The sequence below is a fragment of the Stenotrophomonas sp. 2694 genome (assembly GCF_040548715.1).
Classification (GTDB): Bacteria; Pseudomonadota; Gammaproteobacteria; order Xanthomonadales; family Xanthomonadaceae; genus Stenotrophomonas; species Stenotrophomonas indicatrix.
This window is the reverse complement of record NZ_JBEPSG010000004.1, coordinates 266,931-283,213: the sequence shown is the minus strand read 5'-3', so window position 1 is coordinate 283,213 and position 16,283 is coordinate 266,931. Positions and strand designations below refer to the sequence as shown.

General features: G+C 67.4%; 14 protein-coding genes and 1 tRNA gene. 8 read left to right on the top strand and 7 right to left on the bottom strand.

Annotated elements, in window-relative coordinates; translation table 11 throughout:
• Window positions 1-14: 14 nt before the first annotated feature.
• Window positions 15-497 (bottom strand): tRNA (adenosine(37)-N6)-threonylcarbamoyltransferase complex ATPase subunit type 1 TsaE, encoded by a 483-nt coding sequence (gene tsaE, locus ABIA73_RS07815; protein WP_025876369.1) that lies wholly within the window; start codon window positions 495-497, stop codon window positions 15-17.
• A complete protein-coding gene (locus ABIA73_RS07810) occupies window positions 494-1,978 on the bottom strand; it encodes an NAD(P)H-hydrate dehydratase (RefSeq protein ID WP_354275612.1) in 1,485 nt (494 codons plus the stop codon). Before ABIA73_RS07810 ends, tsaE begins: the two co-directional genes overlap by 4 nt.
• A 23-nt stretch (window positions 1,979-2,001) precedes the next feature.
• Here ABIA73_RS07810 and queG point away from each other — a divergent pair, with 23 nt between their 5' ends.
• Window positions 2,002-3,072, top strand: a complete 1,071-nt coding sequence (queG, locus tag ABIA73_RS07805) for a tRNA epoxyqueuosine(34) reductase QueG (protein WP_354275611.1) — start codon at window positions 2,002-2,004, stop codon at window positions 3,070-3,072.
• A 45-nt stretch (window positions 3,073-3,117) separates the two neighbouring features.
• Complete coding sequence (xseA, locus tag ABIA73_RS07800; protein ID WP_354275610.1) at window positions 3,118-4,458, top strand: exodeoxyribonuclease VII large subunit; 1,341 nt, start codon at window positions 3,118-3,120, stop codon at window positions 4,456-4,458.
• Window positions 4,459-5,035: 577 nt separating this feature from the next.
• Here the strand turns inward: xseA and ABIA73_RS07795 are convergent.
• Complete coding sequence (locus ABIA73_RS07795) at window positions 5,036-5,923, bottom strand: M48 family metallopeptidase (RefSeq protein ID WP_354275609.1); 888 nt, start codon at window positions 5,921-5,923, stop codon at window positions 5,036-5,038.
• Window positions 5,924-6,025: 102 nt separating this feature from the next.
• Entirely contained in the window at window positions 6,026-7,909 is a 1,884-nt protein-coding gene (locus ABIA73_RS07790; protein ID WP_059064681.1) for a formylglycine-generating enzyme family protein, read from the bottom strand.
• Between the two features lie 84 nt (window positions 7,910-7,993).
• Here ABIA73_RS07790 and rnd point away from each other — a divergent pair, with 84 nt between their 5' ends.
• Complete coding sequence (gene rnd / locus ABIA73_RS07785; RefSeq protein WP_263929118.1) at window positions 7,994-9,073, top strand: ribonuclease D; 1,080 nt, start codon at window positions 7,994-7,996, stop codon at window positions 9,071-9,073.
• A gap of 67 nt (window positions 9,074-9,140) precedes the next feature.
• Here the strand turns inward: rnd and ABIA73_RS07780 are convergent, their stop codons facing one another.
• Together ABIA73_RS07780 and ABIA73_RS07775 are read right to left on the bottom strand one after the other, a co-directional pair.
• Window positions 9,141-11,471, bottom strand: coding sequence for a TonB-dependent receptor (locus tag ABIA73_RS07780; RefSeq protein ID WP_025876358.1), 2,331 nt, complete (start codon window positions 11,469-11,471; stop codon window positions 9,141-9,143).
• A 154-nt stretch (window positions 11,472-11,625) separates the two neighbouring features.
• Window positions 11,626-12,216 (bottom strand): TetR/AcrR family transcriptional regulator, encoded by a 591-nt coding sequence (locus ABIA73_RS07775; protein ID WP_025876357.1) that lies wholly within the window; start codon window positions 12,214-12,216, stop codon window positions 11,626-11,628.
• 101 nt (window positions 12,217-12,317) lie between these two features.
• Between ABIA73_RS07775 and ABIA73_RS07770 the strand changes: the two genes are divergently transcribed.
• The 4 genes from ABIA73_RS07770 (at window position 12,318) to ABIA73_RS07755 (ending at window position 15,401) form a co-directional block, all read left to right on the top strand.
• Complete coding sequence (locus ABIA73_RS07770) at window positions 12,318-13,373, top strand: sugar phosphate isomerase/epimerase family protein (protein WP_025876355.1); 1,056 nt, start codon at window positions 12,318-12,320, stop codon at window positions 13,371-13,373.
• Between the two features lie 20 nt (window positions 13,374-13,393).
• Window positions 13,394-14,287: an alpha/beta fold hydrolase gene (locus ABIA73_RS07765; RefSeq protein ID WP_301864054.1), complete on the top strand. Its 894-nt coding sequence runs from the start codon at window positions 13,394-13,396 to the stop codon at window positions 14,285-14,287.
• Window positions 14,277-15,275 carry an alpha/beta hydrolase gene (locus ABIA73_RS07760; RefSeq protein WP_354275608.1) on the top strand — a complete coding sequence of 333 codons (999 nt, stop codon included), beginning with the start codon at window positions 14,277-14,279 and terminating at the stop codon, window positions 15,273-15,275. The genes ABIA73_RS07765 and ABIA73_RS07760 overlap by 11 nt, the downstream gene beginning before the upstream one ends.
• Before the next feature lie 50 nt (window positions 15,276-15,325).
• Window positions 15,326-15,401 (top strand) — tRNA-Ala (locus ABIA73_RS07755).
• 54 nt (window positions 15,402-15,455) lie between these two features.
• On the opposite strand, the gene ABIA73_RS07750 is transcribed toward ABIA73_RS07755, so the two are convergent.
• Window positions 15,456-15,629, bottom strand: coding sequence for a hypothetical protein (locus ABIA73_RS07750; RefSeq protein ID WP_354275607.1), 174 nt, complete (start codon window positions 15,627-15,629; stop codon window positions 15,456-15,458).
• A 164-nt stretch (window positions 15,630-15,793) separates the two neighbouring features.
• Here ABIA73_RS07750 and ABIA73_RS07745 point away from each other — a divergent pair, with 164 nt between their 5' ends.
• On the top strand, window positions 15,794-16,279 hold the full coding sequence (locus ABIA73_RS07745; RefSeq protein ID WP_354275606.1) for a hypothetical protein: 486 nt from the start codon (window positions 15,794-15,796) through the stop codon (window positions 16,277-16,279).
• The last annotated feature ends 4 nt before the right edge of the window (window positions 16,280-16,283 follow it).

Here is a 16,283-nt window from a genome sequence, read left to right as displayed (position 1 = left end):
GGTGTTTGTTCTCGTCAGCCGACAGAAAGGGCCTGCAAGTCGCCACCTTCGGGAAGCCGCTGCAGCCATTCACGTCCCGTGTCGCTGATGCCAGTGAGACGCACGCGACGCCCCTGACCTTCAATCTCCAGTGCGACCACCAGATCGGTTGGCGGCAGCGCACCGGCGCCGCGCTCTGGCCATTCGACCAGCCACAGCACGGCACTGCCCTCGTCCAGCCCGAGGAAATCCAGCTCGCCGGCCTGGCCGATGCGATACAGGTCCATGTGCCAGGCCTCGCCGCCACTGGACAACGGATAGCGCTCGACCAGGGTATAGGTGGGGCTGCGGATCGCCCCCTGCACGCCCAGCGCCCGCAACAGCGCGCGCGCCGTGGTCGATTTGCCGGCGCCAAGATCGCCGCGCAACTCGACCAGCGCCTGCGGCGGGCGGGTAGCTGCCAGCCATTGCCCCAGCAGTTCGGTGGCGTTGCTGTCAGCAAGGAAGAATTCGGTCATCGGGAACATTCCGGGTTGGCCAGCCGCCGCAGGGGCGCCAGCAGATCAGTGGGAAGCAGGCCGCGGGCACCGTCGGCGGCGGCGACATCGCCGGCCAGGGCATGCAGCAGCGCACCGCCTGCTGCCGCATCGAACGCAGGCAGGCCCTGCGCGCGCAGGCTGGCGATGATGCCGGTCAACAGGTCGCCCATGCCACCCACCGCCATTCCCGGGTTGCCGGCCGCAATCAGTCGCGGTGCGTGGCCGGGCGCGGCGACGATGCTGCCCGCCCCCTTCAGCACCACCACTGCGTGATAGCGCTCGGCCAGCGCCTGCGCGCTGGCATAGCGATCGGCCTGGACTGCCGCCGTGGTGGTTTCCAGCAGGCGCGCGGCTTCGCCGGGGTGCGGGGTCAGGATCGCATCGGGCAGCGCATGGGCATCCTGCGCCAGCAGGTTCAACGCATCGGCGTCGATCACCAGCGGCAGGCCTGACTGCAGCACACGCGCATACAGCGCGCGCGCCCATTCGTCCTGGCCCAGGCCCGGGCCGATCGCCACCACCCTGGCTTTTGCCAGCAACGCCGGCAGCGCTGAGCCATCTTCCAGCGCGTGCGTCATCGCTTCAGGCAACCTCGCCAGCAGCGGGCCGACATGGTCGCGGCGGGTGCCGATGCTCAGCAGGCCCGCGCCAGCACGCAGCGCAGCTTCGGCGGCCATCGCGATGGCACCGCCGCTGCCATGGTTGCCGCCCACGCACAGCACGTGGCCGGATTCACCCTTGTGGCTGTTGGCACGGCGCGGCGGCAGCAGATCCGGCAGGCGCGACTGCGTCCAGCACTCTGCAGCAGCGACGACACCCTGCCAGGCCGCATCGGCCAGCGCCAGTGGTGCCAGGTGCCTGCGCCCGGTGTATTCCAGTGCATCGCCGGTGTACAGGCCGCGGTGGGCGACGATGAACTGCACTGTCAGGGCCGCGCGTACGGCTGCGCCCGGCACGCAGCCATGGTCGGCGTTGACACCGCTTGGTACGTCCAACGCCAACACCGGCGCCTGCTGCGCGTTCAGCGCCTCGATCAAGGCCAGTGCCGCGCCCTCTGGTGCCCGGGAGAAGCCAAGGCCGAACAGGGCATCGACCCATAGATCGGCCTGGGCCAGTTCGCCGTTGAAATCAGTGACAGTGCCGCCGGCGGACCTGAAATCCGCTGCGGCGCGCTGCGCCAACGCCGTGGAAGGTGGGCTGCCCGGCAGCGCGATCAGCTGCACCTGCCGCCCGGCCTCCAGCGCATGACAGGCCAGCACATAGCCATCGCCGCCATTGTTGCCGCTGCCAACCACCACGCCGATCCGCCGCGCCTGCGGCCAGTGCTGCAGCAGGCTCTGCCAGGCCGCCTGGCCCGCCTGGGCCATCAGGCCCCAGCCACCATCGCCCGCCAGCGCGGAGGCCTGGGCATCGAGTATGCGTGCGGCACGGGAATCGAACAGATCGGCGAGGTTGGCCATGCGGGGATTTTATACTGGTGCACATGTCCCCCGTCCCTGCCCCCCTCGATCCGGCCCTGGCCGTACAGCGCATCCGCGATCTGGCGCGCGCGCATGGCTTCCAGCGCTGCGGTATCGCCGGCATCGAACTGGGCGAGGACGAGGCGCACCTGGCCGACTGGCTGGGCCAGGGCCTGTACGGCACGATGGACTGGATGGCACGCCACGGCACCCTGCGCGCGCGCCCGGCAGAGCTGCTTCCCGGCACCGTGCGGGTGATCTCGGTGGGCATGGACTACAGCCACAGGGACGACACCGAAGCGTGGGCGACCCTGGCCGATCCGGGGCGCGCCTACGTCGCCCGCTACGCGCTCGGCCGCGATTACCACAAGCTGATGCGCAACCGCCTGCAGAAGCTGGCCACGCAGATCAACGATGAAGTGGCGCCGCTGGGCTACCGCGTCTTCGTCGATTCGGCGCCAGTGCTGGAACGCGCGCTGGCACGCAACGCGGGGCTGGGCTGGATCGGCAAGCACACCTGCCTGATCGACCGCCACGGCGGCTCGTGGTTCTTCATCGGCGAGATCTACATCGACCTGCCGCTGCCGATCGACACGCCGGCCAGCGCGCACTGCGGCACCTGTACGCGCTGCATCGACGTCTGCCCGACCCAGGCCATCACCGCCCCGCAGCGGCTGGATGCGCGCCGCTGCATCTCCTACCTGACCATCGAGCATGACGGTGCGATTCCAGTGGAGATGCGACCGCTGATCGGCAACCGCATCTATGGCTGCGACGACTGCCAGCTGGTCTGCCCCTGGAACAAGTTCGCCAAGCGCACCGACGAGCATGACTTCCGCGCCCGCAACAACCTGGACACCGCACGCCTGGACCAGTTGTTCGCCTGGGACGAAGCTGAATTCCTGCGCCGTACCGAAGGCAGCCCGATCCGCCGCAGTGGCCATGAGCGCTGGCTGCGCAACATCGCCGTGGCACTGGGCAATGCGCCAACCACGGCTGAGACGCTGTCGGCGCTGCAGACGCGCGCCGAGGCTGCTTCACCCGTAGTCCGCGAACACGTGCAATGGGCACTGGCCCAGCACGGCCAGCGCTGACGTGCGATCCTGAGCCCCCTGCTCCATCTGCCCCACGCCGTAACCATGCAGCCACGCAACAACGACGTCTTCACCCCCAGCCAGCTCAACACCCTGGCGCGCGACCTGCTGGAAGGCAGCTTCCCGGCGATCTGGGTGGAAGCCGAACTGGGCAGCGTGGCGCGGCCGGCGTCCGGCCATCTGTATTTCACCCTGAAGGACGCGCGTGCACAGTTGCGCGCTGCGATGTTCAGAATGAAGGCGCAGTACCTGAAGTTCGTTCCGCGCGAGGGCATGCGCGTGCTGGTGCGCGGCAAGGTGACCCTGTACGACGCCCGTGGCGAGTACCAGATGGTGCTGGACCACATGGAGGAAGCCGGCGAAGGCGCGCTGCGTCGCGCGTTCGAGGAACTGAAGGCGCGGCTGGAGGCCGAGGGACTGTTCGACCCGGCCCGCAAGCGGCAGATGCCGGCCCACGTGCAGCGCCTGGCGGTGATCACCTCGCCCACCGGTGCCGCCGTGCGCGATGTGCTCAGCGTGCTCGGCCGCCGCTTCCCGTTGCTGGAAGTGGATCTGCTGCCGACCCTGGTGCAGGGCGCAACCGCTGCCGCGCAGATCACCCGCCTGCTGCAGGCCGCCGATGCCAGCGGCCGCTACGACGTGATCCTGCTGACCCGTGGTGGTGGCTCGCTGGAAGACCTGTGGGCGTTCAACGATGAAGTGCTGGCCCGCGCAATCGCCGCCAGCAGCACGCCGGTGGTCTCGGCGGTGGGTCACGAAACCGACTTCAGTCTCAGCGATTTCGCTGCTGACCTGCGCGCGCCTACGCCATCGGTGGCCGCGGAACTGCTGGTACCCGATCAGCGCGACCTGGCCCTGCGCCTGCGCCGCAACGCGGCTCGCATGGTGCAGCTGCAACGCCACGCCATGCAGCAGGCCATGCAGCGCGCTGATCGCGCCCTGCTGCGCTTGAACGCACAGAGTCCGCAGGCACGACTGGATCTGCTGCGCCGTCGTCAGCTGGACCTCGGACGTCGCTTGCATGCGGCGCACAACCAGCAGCAGGAGCGTCGCGCGGCCCGTTTGCGCCACGCTGCCGCAGTGTTGCGGGGCCATCATCCGCAGCGGCAGATGGAGGCGCTGCGACGTCGCCTTGCCGCGTTGGGCGGGCGCCCACAAGCGGCGCTGCAGCGCCTGATGCAGCGTGATGCGCTGCGCCTGCGTGGCCTTGCACGTTCGCTGGAAGCGGTCAGTCCGCTGGCGACCGTCGCGCGTGGCTACAGCATCGTGACCCGTGCAGAGGATGGCGCGTTGGTGCGCCGGATCGAGCAGGTGCAACCGGGTGACGCACTGCAGGCCCGGGTCGGCGACGGCGTGATCGACGTACAGGTGACTGCGGTCAAGTAAGGGGTGTTCGGCAGGGCTGCGCCCTGCACCCGCAGAAGCAACGGCAACAGCCGAAGCAACGGCAGAAGCGGGTTTCCTGAGGGATGGCGGGGTGGGCCCGGTTGCGGGGGACGCTGCAAGTACGTCCATGTAAGCTCGGTCGCGCCATCCATGGCGCTCACGCCCCCGCAACCGGACCCACCCCGCCTTCGAGAGTTTCCCGGTGGCGGTTGGTACATCCATGCCATGCGTGAATGAATCTCCATCGAGATCGAGATCGAATATTTCGACAATTGATCGAAATGCATCCACGCATGGCGTAGATCTACCGTGTCGACCAAGGTCGACACCCACCAAGGGCAGGCCATGCCGTTCCGACAGATCGCGAAATCTGTCGAAGGCGGGGTGGGTCCGGTTGCGGGGGTGTCAGCCGCATGGATGCGGCTGCCAAGCCCCCATGGACGGGTTCACGGCGTCCCCCGCAACCGGACCCACCCCGCCATCCCACAGGAAGCCAGCTTTTGCTGTTGAGGTTGCCGGCCAGCGGCCGGCACTACCGCTTCGGCAGGTGCAGGGCGCAGCCCTGCCAAACCACCCTTTACCTGGCCTGCTCGCAGAACTTCTGCCGATACTCCAGTGCCTTTGGCATCAACGCCTGCAGGTTCTGGATACGGGTACCCGGATTGGGGTGGGTCGAGGCGAACTCCGGCGGTGACTGGCCACCACCGGCCTGGCCCATGCGCTGCCACAGCGGCACCGCCTCGCGCGGGTCGAAGCACGCCGCGGCCGCCAGCATCAGGCCCACTTCATCGGCCTGCGTCTCGTGGCTGCGCGCGTACGGCAACAGATACCCATAGCCCATCGCCGACATCATCATCTGCTGCTGCGCATCCATGCCACTGGCGGCGCCGGCTACCTGGCCGATCTGGGTCAGCTTCTGCTGGGCCATGCGCTGTGCACCATGGCGCAGCAATGCGTGGGCGATCTCATGGCCCATCACCACCGCCATCGCATCGCGGGTACGCGCCACCGGAATCAGCCCCGTGTAGACCGCCATCTTGCCACCGGGCAGGCAGAAAGCATTGGCCTGCTCGGACGGAATCACGTTCACTTCCCACTCGAAATCGCGTGCGAAGTGTGCCGGCTGCAGCCCGTGTTCCTGCGCCAGCGCGGTTTCGACCACGTCCACCTTGGCGATCAGTCGCTCAGCAATCGCCCGGACATCCCGCGAGACCTGTTCATTCGGGCCCAAAGGGCGCTCCTGCGACAGGATCTGCTGGTAGGCCTGCAGGCCCAGCGCCTTCTCCTGGCTGGCGTCCAGGCTGCTGTCGATCAGCACCTTCTCGCCGGTATAGGGGTCGACCGCACGGTTGGAGAACCAGTAGAACGCCGCGTAGCCGGCGGCCAGCAGCAGCACCCACCAGCGGATGTTGCCGAACAGGCCACGCCGCTGCTGCGGCGAGCGGGAAAAAGGATCGTTGCGCATCGGCTGGTCTTCCGGCTGACCCCGCCGGCCGGCGGGTACGGCGCAATCTTAGTGCGGCGCTGCCTGCGGCGGGTGAAACCGGCGCCGATCCAGTCGTGCCCGTCAGATCCCTCGCACCAGTCGGAAGCCGATGCGCGCGTTGGTGGTATCCGAATCCTGCGATTGCCGCCACGCCGCCCGGGTCTGCTCCGGCGCATTGGCCCAGTTGCCACCCCGGATCACCCGTGAACGGCAGCCCGGGTTGAACCACGCCACACCATCAGCCGGCGCGCGCCGATAGCTGGCATGCCAGCAATCGGCCACCCACTCGCTCAGATTGCCGCCCATGTCATGCAGCCCGAAGGCGTTGGCCTGGAAACTGGCGACCGGGGCCGGTCCCCACCAACCATCGCCATAGCCGACGAAGGCGTTGTGCCAATGCCTGCCCGAAGGCGAAACATCCTTGCTGCCGGTGTAATTGCCACTGCCTTCCGGTGGCAGACCGGCATCGCCCCACGGGTAGCGGCCACTGCTGCCGGCACGCATCGCGTACTCGAACTCGGCCTCGCTGGGCAGGCGGTAGCTGCGGCCGGTCTGCTCGGAGAGCCAGTTCGCGTAGTTCTCGGCATCACGAACGCTCACGTGCATCACCGGCGAATTGCCCAGTGCCCGCCCGCCGTCATAGTCGGACCGCCAGTCCACGCCGCTGCGACGGATGAAATTGCCGCTGCGCTCGTCATAGACCACCGAATGTCCACGCCGGGTCGCACGTGGGCGGGCATTGGTCGCCTTCACATAGCGCTCGAAGTCACCCACGGTGATCTCGGTGATCGCCATCGCGTACCCACGCTCGAAACGCACATAGTGCGATGGCCGCTCTGCGTCGGTTGCGCCCGGTTCGGTATCACTGGCGCCCATCTGGAACCCGCCATGCGGCACCACGATCATCTGCGGTCCACGGCCGCCATCACGCAGCGCATCGCTGAACACCTGCCCCGGCCGGAAGCTGCCGTAATGGGTGGCCAGTTCGATGCGTTCGCGCAACTGCGCCACCACCGCGTCGCCCGGCAACGCAATGCGCAGCGCTTCGGCCAACTTCTCGCGCGCAGGCTTCAGCCCCTGCGGGGTGGTCAGATCATGCAGGCCGCCATCGCGCAGCTGGACCAGTGCCGCTGCACGGATCTGCTCGATGCGCTCGAACGCATCGGCGATGGTCGGTGACGAGTCCCGCACCTTGCTGGCTTCTGCCAACCACGCGCCGGCACTGGCGAAATCGCGGATACGCGCGGCATCCTCGGCACGCCGGATCAGCCCACTTTCAGCAGCTGCCAGGCCCTGCCGCGCGCGACGATTCGCCGGGTCCAGCGCAAGTGCCTCACGGAAGTTGCCAATCGCACCATCCCCCGCTTCGCCGATACGGTCGGCACGCAGATCGTCTTCGCCCGCGCGGTTGTAGGCGACCACACGCTGCGCGGTCTCGACCCGCCCCTGCAGCGCGCGCACCTTCTCGTCCTTCGGCGCCAGGGTCAGCAGCACCAGCGCCTGGCGCCCGGCTTCGGCCAGCGCCTCACGCTGCTGCAATGGCCGCTGCAGCAACGCATCGGCCTGCTGCTGCAGCTTCTGTTTCGCGCGTTGCAGGCCCAGGCGCGCCTGCCGATCGTCGGGTTCCTCCTCCTGCACTGCCAGCCACAGGGGCACGGCCGCATCGCCATCTTCATACAGATGCCCCCGCGCGAATGCCTGGTCGGCAGCCCGGCGCAGCTGTGTCAGCGTACGTCCCTGGCGATCGACCCGCGGCGGCGTCCACTGCTGGATGTCCTCGGCCGCGTCGTCACCGGCAATGGTCACCGTGCCCCGCCCGGTACCACGCGCCGGACCGGCCTCTGGTGCGGGATCGGCCGGCTGGGCTGCGGTGGCACCGGCGGTCTGCGCAGGGGGCGACGGCGTGCAACCGGCCAGGCTCACGGCCAAGGCGGTAAACAGCGCGGGCGACAGCAGAAAACGCAAGCAGGGCCTCCTTCGGCACGGATGCGGACCGACGTTAGGCTATTCTCCCCTGCCTGAGCAAACCCGAGTAGTAGGCCCTGACACGTGGCAACCTGGATCACCACCCCCGCCGAGCTGGACACATACCGCCAGCAGCGGCCGACCCGCATCGGCCTGGATACCGAATTCATCCGTGAACGCACCTTCTGGCCACAGCTGGCGCTGGTGCAGATGGCCGTCGGCGAGGACATCCTGCTGATCGACCCGCTGATTCCCGGCATGCCCGAGGCGTTGGCGCCGTGGCTGGCCGATGAATCCATCACCAAGGTCATGCACAGTGCCAGCGAAGACCTGGTGGCGTTCAAGTGGACCTGTGGCGTGCTGCCGCGTCCGTTGTTCGACACCCAGATCGGCGCCGCGCTGGCTGGCATCGGTGCTGGCATGGGCTACCAGAAGCTGGTGCAGGAGATCATCGGCGTGGCACTGGAAAAGGGCGAAACCCGCTCTGACTGGATGCGCAGGCCGTTGTCGGACTCCCAGCTGAAGTACGCCGCCGACGACGTCGAGCATCTGTTCGCGATGCACGACGCCATCTCCGCCAAGCTGGAAACGCTGGGGCGCCAGCAGTGGCTGCACGACGATGGCGAGCGCCTGCTGGCCAGCGTGGCAAATGACGAAGACCGCTGGCCCCACCTGGGCATGCGCTCGGCGCAGTTCCTGGACGCGCCCGCGCAGCGCCGCCTGCTGCGCCTGCTGCGTTGGCGCGACGTGCAGGCGCGCGCCAGCGACCGCCCGCGCAGCTGGATCCTGGACAACGAACTGGCCGCCACCCTGGCACGCACCCCGCCAGCCGATGCCGCTGCAGTGAGCAAGCTGTTCGAACAGTTCCCGAAGGCGCCGCGCAAGCTGGCCGCTGCGGTATGGCAGGCGCTGGACACGCCGCTGGCCGACGAAGCCGATGCGCCGTTGGCGATGCAGGCCAGCGATGCCAGCAAGCAGCTGCTGAAGAAGCTGCAGGATGCGGTGGCCGAACGCAGCCGCGAGCTCGGCCTTGCCGACGGCGTGCTGGCCTCACGCAAGCATCTGGAAAGCTATCTGGAGCATCAGCAGTGGCCGGCTGCACTGGCCGGCTGGCGCCAGCAGGAACTGGAGCCGCGGTTGCAGGCGTTGTTGCCCGCAGTCTGAGGAACCGGGCGGACAACGAAAAACGGCGCTCGATGAGCGCCGTTTTCGATACTCCAACCGGTAGTGCTTACCAGTTCATGTTCAACGAAACACCCACGGTGCGCGGTTCGTTGTAGACCGCGGCCATGTAGTTCTCGATCACACCCTTGAGGTTCTTCTCGTTGGTGATGTTGCGCGCGAACAGCGCCACTTCGTAGGCACCGTAGTTGCCCGAATAGCCGATCTTCAGGCCACCCTCGAAATCACCCTTGGAGTTGAACTCCTTGCTGTCGTACAGCACGAAGCTGGTGTAGCCCTGCTTGTTCCAGTCGGTGGACACGAACATCGTGGCCGCGTCGCTGACCGGGAAGTCGTAGCGCGCTGCCAGGTTGATGTTGTACTTCGGTGCGTTCGGCAGCGGGTTGCCATCGATCTGCGCGAAGGTGTTGGCACCGACCTTGATGGTCGGATCGTTCACCGTGCACACCACCTGGCCGTTCAGGCCGCAGACCTGCGCGTAGACGCGCTTGTCCTTGATCTCGCTGTGCAGCAGGCTCAGGCCGGCGCTCAGGGTCAGGTTCTGGATCGGGCGCAGCTCCATGTCCGCTTCGAAGCCGTAGGCCTTGGCCTTGTCTGCATTGAACAGCACGCCGTTGCCGTCCGAATCGTTGCCGTTGAGCTGGATGTCGTTGACGGTGTAGGTGAACGCGGTGGCGTTCAGGCGCAGGCGGTTGTCCCACAGGCTGCTCTTCACGCCCGCTTCCCACGACAGGATCGTTTCCGAATCGGCGGTGGTGAAGTCGGCATTGAACACCGCCGAACGGCCCTGGATGGTCGGGCCACGGAAGCCGCGGGCGACCTTCGCATAGACGCTCACGTCCGGGGTGATCTGATACATCGCGCTCAGATCCCAGCTCGGGGTGGTGTCGGTCATCTTGACGTCGGTGCGGCCCTTGTAAGTGACCAGGCCGGCAGCGGTATCGGCCGTCTTCAGCAGGCGGGTGTGCTTCTCATCGCGGGTCTGGCGCAGGCCGGCGGTGACGGTGAACTTGTCGGTGAAGGCGTAGCTCAGCTGGCCGAAACCGGCCCAGGAGGTGTTCTTGTTGCGCAGGCGCACCCAGTTGTTCGGGTTGCGCGCAGCGCCCTTCAGGAACCAGGCGCGCTGGTAGAAGTCGGTGGTGTCGCTGCCGTTGAAGTAGAACGCACCGGCCTGCCACTGCAGGGCGCTGTCGTCATGGCTGGCCAGGCGGAACTCCTGGGTCCACTGGTCCAGGTCACGGATCTGGCCCATCGACTGGCCGTAGCCGTTCGGCACGCCATTGACCGGGAAGTTGACCGCAGCGCCGCCGTCGGTGTCACCGCGGCTGTAGCCGGAAGTGGTCTCGTAAGCGGTGATCGAGGTGAAGTCGATCGCGCCGAAGTCATAACGCGCCTTCACCGAACCGCCGTAGGTCTTGTACGCCTGCGGGTTGTTGTCGGCCTCGTCGTAGGCGACCTGGTCACGCGGCACGTCGGTCTTGTTCGAGCCCTTGGTCAGTGCGTTGCGCAGGAACAGGGTCGAGGTGCCTTCGTAGTCGCGGGCGTGGGCCGAAGCAAGGATCGAGAACTGGTCGCTCGGGGTCAGCAGCAGCTGCGCGCGCACGTTGCGGTCGTCGAAGCCGCCCATGGCGTTCTTCTTCGGGCTGACCGTGCCATCGGCGCTGGGGCCGGTGTAGGTGTTGTCGACGTAGTCGTCGCGGTGCTGGTACAGCGCCGACACGCGGAACGATGCGATGTCGTTGATCGGGCCGCCGAAGCCACCGTCGATCGACACGCTGTTGTAGGAGGCATAGCTGGCGCTGACGCGACCGCTATAGTCCTGGGTCGGCTTGAGGGTGTCGAACTTGACGATGCCGGCGGTGGTGTTGCGACCGAACAGCGAGCCCTGCGGACCGCGCAGCACTTCAACCTGGTCCACGTCATAGACCGGGTTGGACTTCAGCACCACGTGCTCCAGCACGACGTCGTCCTGGATGATCGACACCGGCTGCGAGGCACCGAGGTAGAAATCGATGTTGCCCAGGCCGCGGATGTAGAAGCGCGGGAAGATGCGGCCGGTGGTGGTTTCCGCATACAGGCTCGGCACGCGGCCGGACAGCGCCAGCAGGGTGTCGTCGCCGCCGGCGGTGAAGTCGCGCATGCGCTCGCCCTGCACCACGCCTACCGACACCGGCACTTCCTGCAGGTTCTGCTCGCGGTGCTCGGCGGTCACGGTGATGGTGTCCAGCCCGGTCGGGGTCGGTGCACTGTCCTGCGCGGCAGCACCGAAGCTGGCAGCCAGCGCCAGGCCTGCACAGGCCAGGGCCAGCGGATGGCGACGGAAGGAAACGAAGGAGGACGACATGCCCGACGAACGGCGGGAATCGGAATGGGAAGGCATCGAAAGCTCTGAGGAGGCGTCCGTGCGGCCTGCGCTGGCCGGGCGGCAAATAGGAGGAAAACTGCGCAAGCGGCCATTATCCTCCAAATTGTTACAATTTCGTTGCGCCGGCAGACAGCAGGGGGATCAGGCCGTTTTCGGCACAGTCCCCGCCTCAGCCGTGCTGCGGTAACGGCGCCAGCGCGACCTCGACCATCGCCAGCAGGCGTTCGCGGCTGATGCCGTCTCGCGCCTGCACCGAGATGCCATGCAGCACCGTGGCGAAATGATCGCCCAGCGCCTGCACGGATAGATCGGCCGCCAGCTCGCCAGCCGCCTGCGCCTGCTGCAGCCGCGCGATGATCGCCGCCGTGCGCTGGCGGCGGTGGCTGGCCAGCCAGTCGCGCACGCCCTCGCCATCCGGTGACACGCTGCTGGCCGAGGACACTACCAGGCAGCCATGCGGACGACCGCGACGGGTGTAGGTCAACACGGCATCCCGCAGCATGCTGCCGATCGCATCGCGCAGTGACGCCTGCTCCAGCGCGCGCGGCGCGAAGCCGCCCTCGCCTTCCTCGTACAGCGCCACCGCTTCGCGGAACAGCTGCTCCTTGCTGCCGAACGCGGCGTAGATGCGCGCCGAGGCAATGCCAAGCGCTTCGACCAGGGCCGACATCGAGGTGCCCTCATAGCCGTGCTGCCAGAACAGCAGCATCGCCTTGCGCAATGCCTGGTCCCTGTCGAATTCGCGCGGTCGCCCTGCCATCTGCCTGCCTGCCGTTCTGAGGCGCGCAGTGTAACGCGGGTGTTGACCATCCCGATGCACGCGCCTATTCTTTGCCGACTGACAAACAATTGGAGCAACACATGCAAACCCTCAAAGGCCCCAGCCTGCATCTGGCGCAGTTCGCTGGCGACCAGGCGCCGTTCGACAGCCTGTCCGGCATCGCCGCCTGGGCAGCCGGTCATGGTTTCAAGGCCCTGCAGATTCCGGCATGGGACGCGCGCCTGTTCGACCTGGCCACCGCCGCCGACAGCCAGGACTACTGCGATGACCTGCGTGGCACCCTGGCCGAGCACGGCCTGCAGGTCAGCGAGTTGACCACCCACATCCTGGGCCAGCTGGTGGCGGTGCATCCGGCCTACGATGAGCTGTGCGATGGTTTCGCACCGGAAGCACTGCGCGGCAATCCGCAGGCACGCAGCGAATGGGCACAGCAGCAGCTGCATCTGGCCGCCCGCGCCTCGCGCCGGCTCGGGCTGCAGGACATGGGCACCTTCTCCGGCTCGTTCGCCTGGCCCTACCTGTTCCCCTTCCCGCAGCGTCCGCCGGGCCTGATCGATGCCGCATTCGATGAGCTGGCACGCCGCTGGCGGCCGATCCTCGATACCTGCGGGGACAACGGTATCAACCTCTGCTACGAAATCCATCCCAGCGAAGACCTGCACGATGGCACCAGCTTCGAACGCTTCTTCGAGCGTGTGGGCCAGCACGAGCGCTGCCGCATCCTGTTCGATCCCAGCCACTTCGTGCTGCAGCAGCTGGATTACCTGCAGTTCCTGGACATCTACCATCCGCTGATCCGCATGTTCCACGTCAAGGATGCGGAGTTCCGTCCCAATGGTCGCCAGGGCATCTACGGTGGCTACGCCGACTGGACCGAACGCGCGGGCCGCTTCCGCTCGCTGGGCGACGGCCAGGTCGATTTCAAGTCGATCTTCTCCAAGTTGGCGCAGTACGACTACGCCGGCTGGGCAACGCTGGAATGGGAGTGCTGCCTGAAGGACCAGGAAGCCGGTGCGCGCGAAGGTGCCGCCTTCATCCGCGACCACATCATCCCGGTCACCGACAAGATCTTCGACGACTTCGCCGGCGCGCCGATCAGCAGCGCCCAGATGCAGCACATGCTCGGCATCGCCTGAGCCCCCACAGGAACATCCCGATGACGAATTTTTCCACCGCTGGTACCCCCGGCGACGACACCCTGCGCCACCACTACCTGCGCATCGACGGCCAGCGCGTGCATTGCGTCTCCGCCGGCAGCGGTCAACCGGTGCTGTTGATTCCCGGCTGGCCGCAGACCTGGTACGCCTGGCGCCACGTGCTGCATGCGCTGGCCGAGGCCGGCTTCGAAGCGATCGCGGTCGATCCGCCCGGCATCGGCGAATCCGATCGTCCCGCGCACGGCTACGACACCGGCAGCGCCGCCGCAGTACTGCACCAGACCATGCAGGCGCTGGGCCACGAGCGCTATCAGGTGGTCGGCCATGACATCGGCATGTGGATCGCCTATGCATTGGCCAGCGACCAGCCGCAGGCGGTGCAGCGCCTGGCCGTGACCGAGGCGGTGATTCCCGGGTTGGCGCCTGAGCCGGGCATCTTCGCCGCGCCGGCCGATAACATCTTCCTGTGGCACTTCATGTTCAACCAGGTGGCCGATCTGCCCGAGGCCCTCATCACCGGTCGCGAACGTGCCTACCTGGATTTCATGTTCGACCGCTGGTCGTACCGGCGCGACGCGGTGGCCAGCGAAACCTACATCGCCGCCTACAGCCGCCCCGGCGCGTTGCGTGCAGGGTTTGCCTGGTACCGCGCGATTCCGGAAACCATCCGCCAGAACCAGCTCCGCGCACAACGCCGGCTGACGATGCCGGTGCTGGCCATCGGCGCCGAGCACGCCACCGGCAACGCGCCGATGCTGACCCTGCAGCCGCACGCCGATGACCTGCGCGGCAGCGTCGTGCCGGGCTGTGGCCACTTCATCATGGAAGAAGCACCGGACGCCTTCCTCGCCCAGCTGCTGCCGTTCCTGCAGGAGGCTGACCATGCCGCTTGAACCTGCGTTGCAATCGTTCGTGGATGCGGTGGCGGCGCAACCACTGCCAGACGATCTGCTCGAACTGCGCGCACTGAGCGAGCAGGCGCTGCCCACGCTGCAGGGTGCCACCGAGGTGGTATCGCATGTCGTGGAGCACGTCATCAGCGCGCGCGACGGCCATGCGCTCGTCGTGCGCCTGTATACGCCCGCAGCCAACGGCACCGAGCTGCGCCCTGCCCTGTTGTTCGCCCACGGCGGTGGTTGGTTCCAGTGCTCGCTGGCGGTCTATGACGGCCCCTGCCGGGCCCTGGCCAATGCCAGCGGCCATGTCGTCGCTGCCGTCGGCTATCGCCTGGCGCCGGAGCATCCGTTCCCGACGCCGCTGCACGACGTCGCCGATGCCTGGCTGTGGCTGCAGGCCCATGCCGCCGCGCTGGGTCTTGATCCGGCACGGCTGGTCATCGGCGGCGACAGCGCCGGCGGCAATCTCGCCGCCGCGTGCTGCCTGCTGCTGCGCGATCAGGGACTGCCGTTGCCATCGCATCAACTGCTGCTGTACCCGGCACTGGATGCCACCATGGCCAGCGGCTCCTACCGCGAGTTCGCCGACGGCTACTACCTCAGCGCTGAACTGATGCAGCGCTGCTGGCAGGCCTACCTGGGCGACAGTGACCGCCGACAGGCGCTGGCTTCGCCACTGCACGCCCGCGATCTGCGTGGCCTGCCGACGGCCACGGTGCTGAGCTGTGAGCTCGATCCGCTGCGCGACGAAGCTGAACAGTACGCCGCCAACCTGCGGGAAGCGGGTGTGGACTGCACGCTGGAGCGCCTGCCGGGGATGATCCACGCCTGCATCCACCTGCATGGTGTGTCGGCGGCGACCGACATCGCGATCCAGCGCGCGGCGGCCCTGCTGCCCTGCGCCAGGCCTGCAGCGGCGCAGAGCACCTGCGCCGCTGTGTCCGGCCCGCCCCTTTGCAGCCGGCACCGGCCAGCGCTATGCTAGGGCCGTCACGTGGCGCCAGCTCCGCTGCCCACGGGATGCAACACCCCCATGGGGCCATAGCTCAGCTGGGAGAGCGCGTCGTTCGCAATGACGAGGTCAGGAGTTCGATCCTCCTTGGCTCCACCATATGAAAAACAGAAAGCCCCGGCACTGCCGGGGCTTTCTGTTCTGGCCAGCCGCTCAGGCCGGGTCCTGCCCGCCGTCCTTGCGCACCGGTGCACGCGAATGTGCATCGCGCACCTTCTGGTCCTGCTGGCCGGGACGCTGCTTGGCCACTTCATCCTGCTGCCGATCCTGCTGACTCTCCTGCACGCCCTGCTTGGGGTCAGCCTGGTCCTTGTCGCGCTCGCTCATCGAAAGCTCCGTCATCGGCGGGGGACCGATGCTCCCGGCTACGCTAGAGCGTGGGGCGTGAGCCGCAGGTCAGTCCGGCGCCAACACCGTGTGCAGCCTCGGCCTTGCGACCGCACTCGGCTCACCCCCAGAATCAGAAAGCATCATGTTTATCGGAATATGCCATGCCCTCTCGTGCGCAGTCCGCTTCGCCAGCAGCGCCAATGACCATCGACGCCGCCGATGGACGCATCCAGATCGGCAACCTGCCGACCCGGATCGGCCCCGCGCTGTCACTGGACCAGGCGCGCATCGCGTTTGCCGCGTGGATCCAAGGCGAACGCAACGTCGGCACAGGCTATCTGTGGCTGAGCCTACAGGGGCTGAGCCTGGGCGGCGCCCGCGCAGGCATCAGCCTGTGCTTCCGCGGCCAGCAACTGGACATGGTGACGATGGGCGTCGAACTGCCTGGTGCAGAGCTGCAGGAGGGCTGGCCGACCCAGGCGACCATCGACGCCGAGGTCGCCTTCATGAAGCGCACGCTCGGCGCGGCACTGGGGCGGACGCTGGCAGGTGGGCACGCCCGCTTCGACTGGGGCGAGGCCTGGGCCGGTTTCGATCCGAAGGGGTTCATGGCCAGCAGCGGCATCCGCTACCGGCCACTCCGGTGAGCAT

Bases quoted from the DNA above. Each gene is read 5' to 3' on its own strand.
- tsaE (WP_025876369.1), bottom strand. From the start codon at position 497: ATGACCGAATTCTTCCTTGCTGACAGCAACGCCACCGAACTGCTGGGG.
- ABIA73_RS07810 (WP_354275612.1), bottom strand. From the start codon at position 1,978: ATGGCCAACCTCGCCGATCTGTTCGATTCCCGTGCCGCACGCATACTC.
- queG (WP_354275611.1), top strand. From the start codon at position 2,002: ATGTCCCCCGTCCCTGCCCCCCTCGATCCGGCCCTGGCCGTACAGCGC.
- xseA (WP_354275610.1), top strand. From the start codon at position 3,118: ATGCAGCCACGCAACAACGACGTCTTCACCCCCAGCCAGCTCAACACC.
- ABIA73_RS07795 (WP_354275609.1), bottom strand. From the start codon at position 5,923: ATGCGCAACGATCCTTTTTCCCGCTCGCCGCAGCAGCGGCGTGGCCTG.
- ABIA73_RS07780 (WP_025876358.1), bottom strand. From the start codon at position 11,471: ATGCCTTCCCATTCCGATTCCCGCCGTTCGTCGGGCATGTCGTCCTCC.
- ABIA73_RS07775 (WP_025876357.1), bottom strand. From the start codon at position 12,216: ATGGCAGGGCGACCGCGCGAATTCGACAGGGACCAGGCATTGCGCAAG.
- ABIA73_RS07770 (WP_025876355.1), top strand. From the start codon at position 12,318: ATGCAAACCCTCAAAGGCCCCAGCCTGCATCTGGCGCAGTTCGCTGGC.
- ABIA73_RS07765 (WP_301864054.1), top strand. From the start codon at position 13,394: ATGACGAATTTTTCCACCGCTGGTACCCCCGGCGACGACACCCTGCGC.
- ABIA73_RS07760 (WP_354275608.1), top strand. From the start codon at position 14,277: ATGCCGCTTGAACCTGCGTTGCAATCGTTCGTGGATGCGGTGGCGGCG.
- ABIA73_RS07750 (WP_354275607.1), bottom strand. From the start codon at position 15,629: ATGAGCGAGCGCGACAAGGACCAGGCTGACCCCAAGCAGGGCGTGCAG.
- ABIA73_RS07745 (WP_354275606.1), top strand. From the start codon at position 15,794: ATGCCCTCTCGTGCGCAGTCCGCTTCGCCAGCAGCGCCAATGACCATC.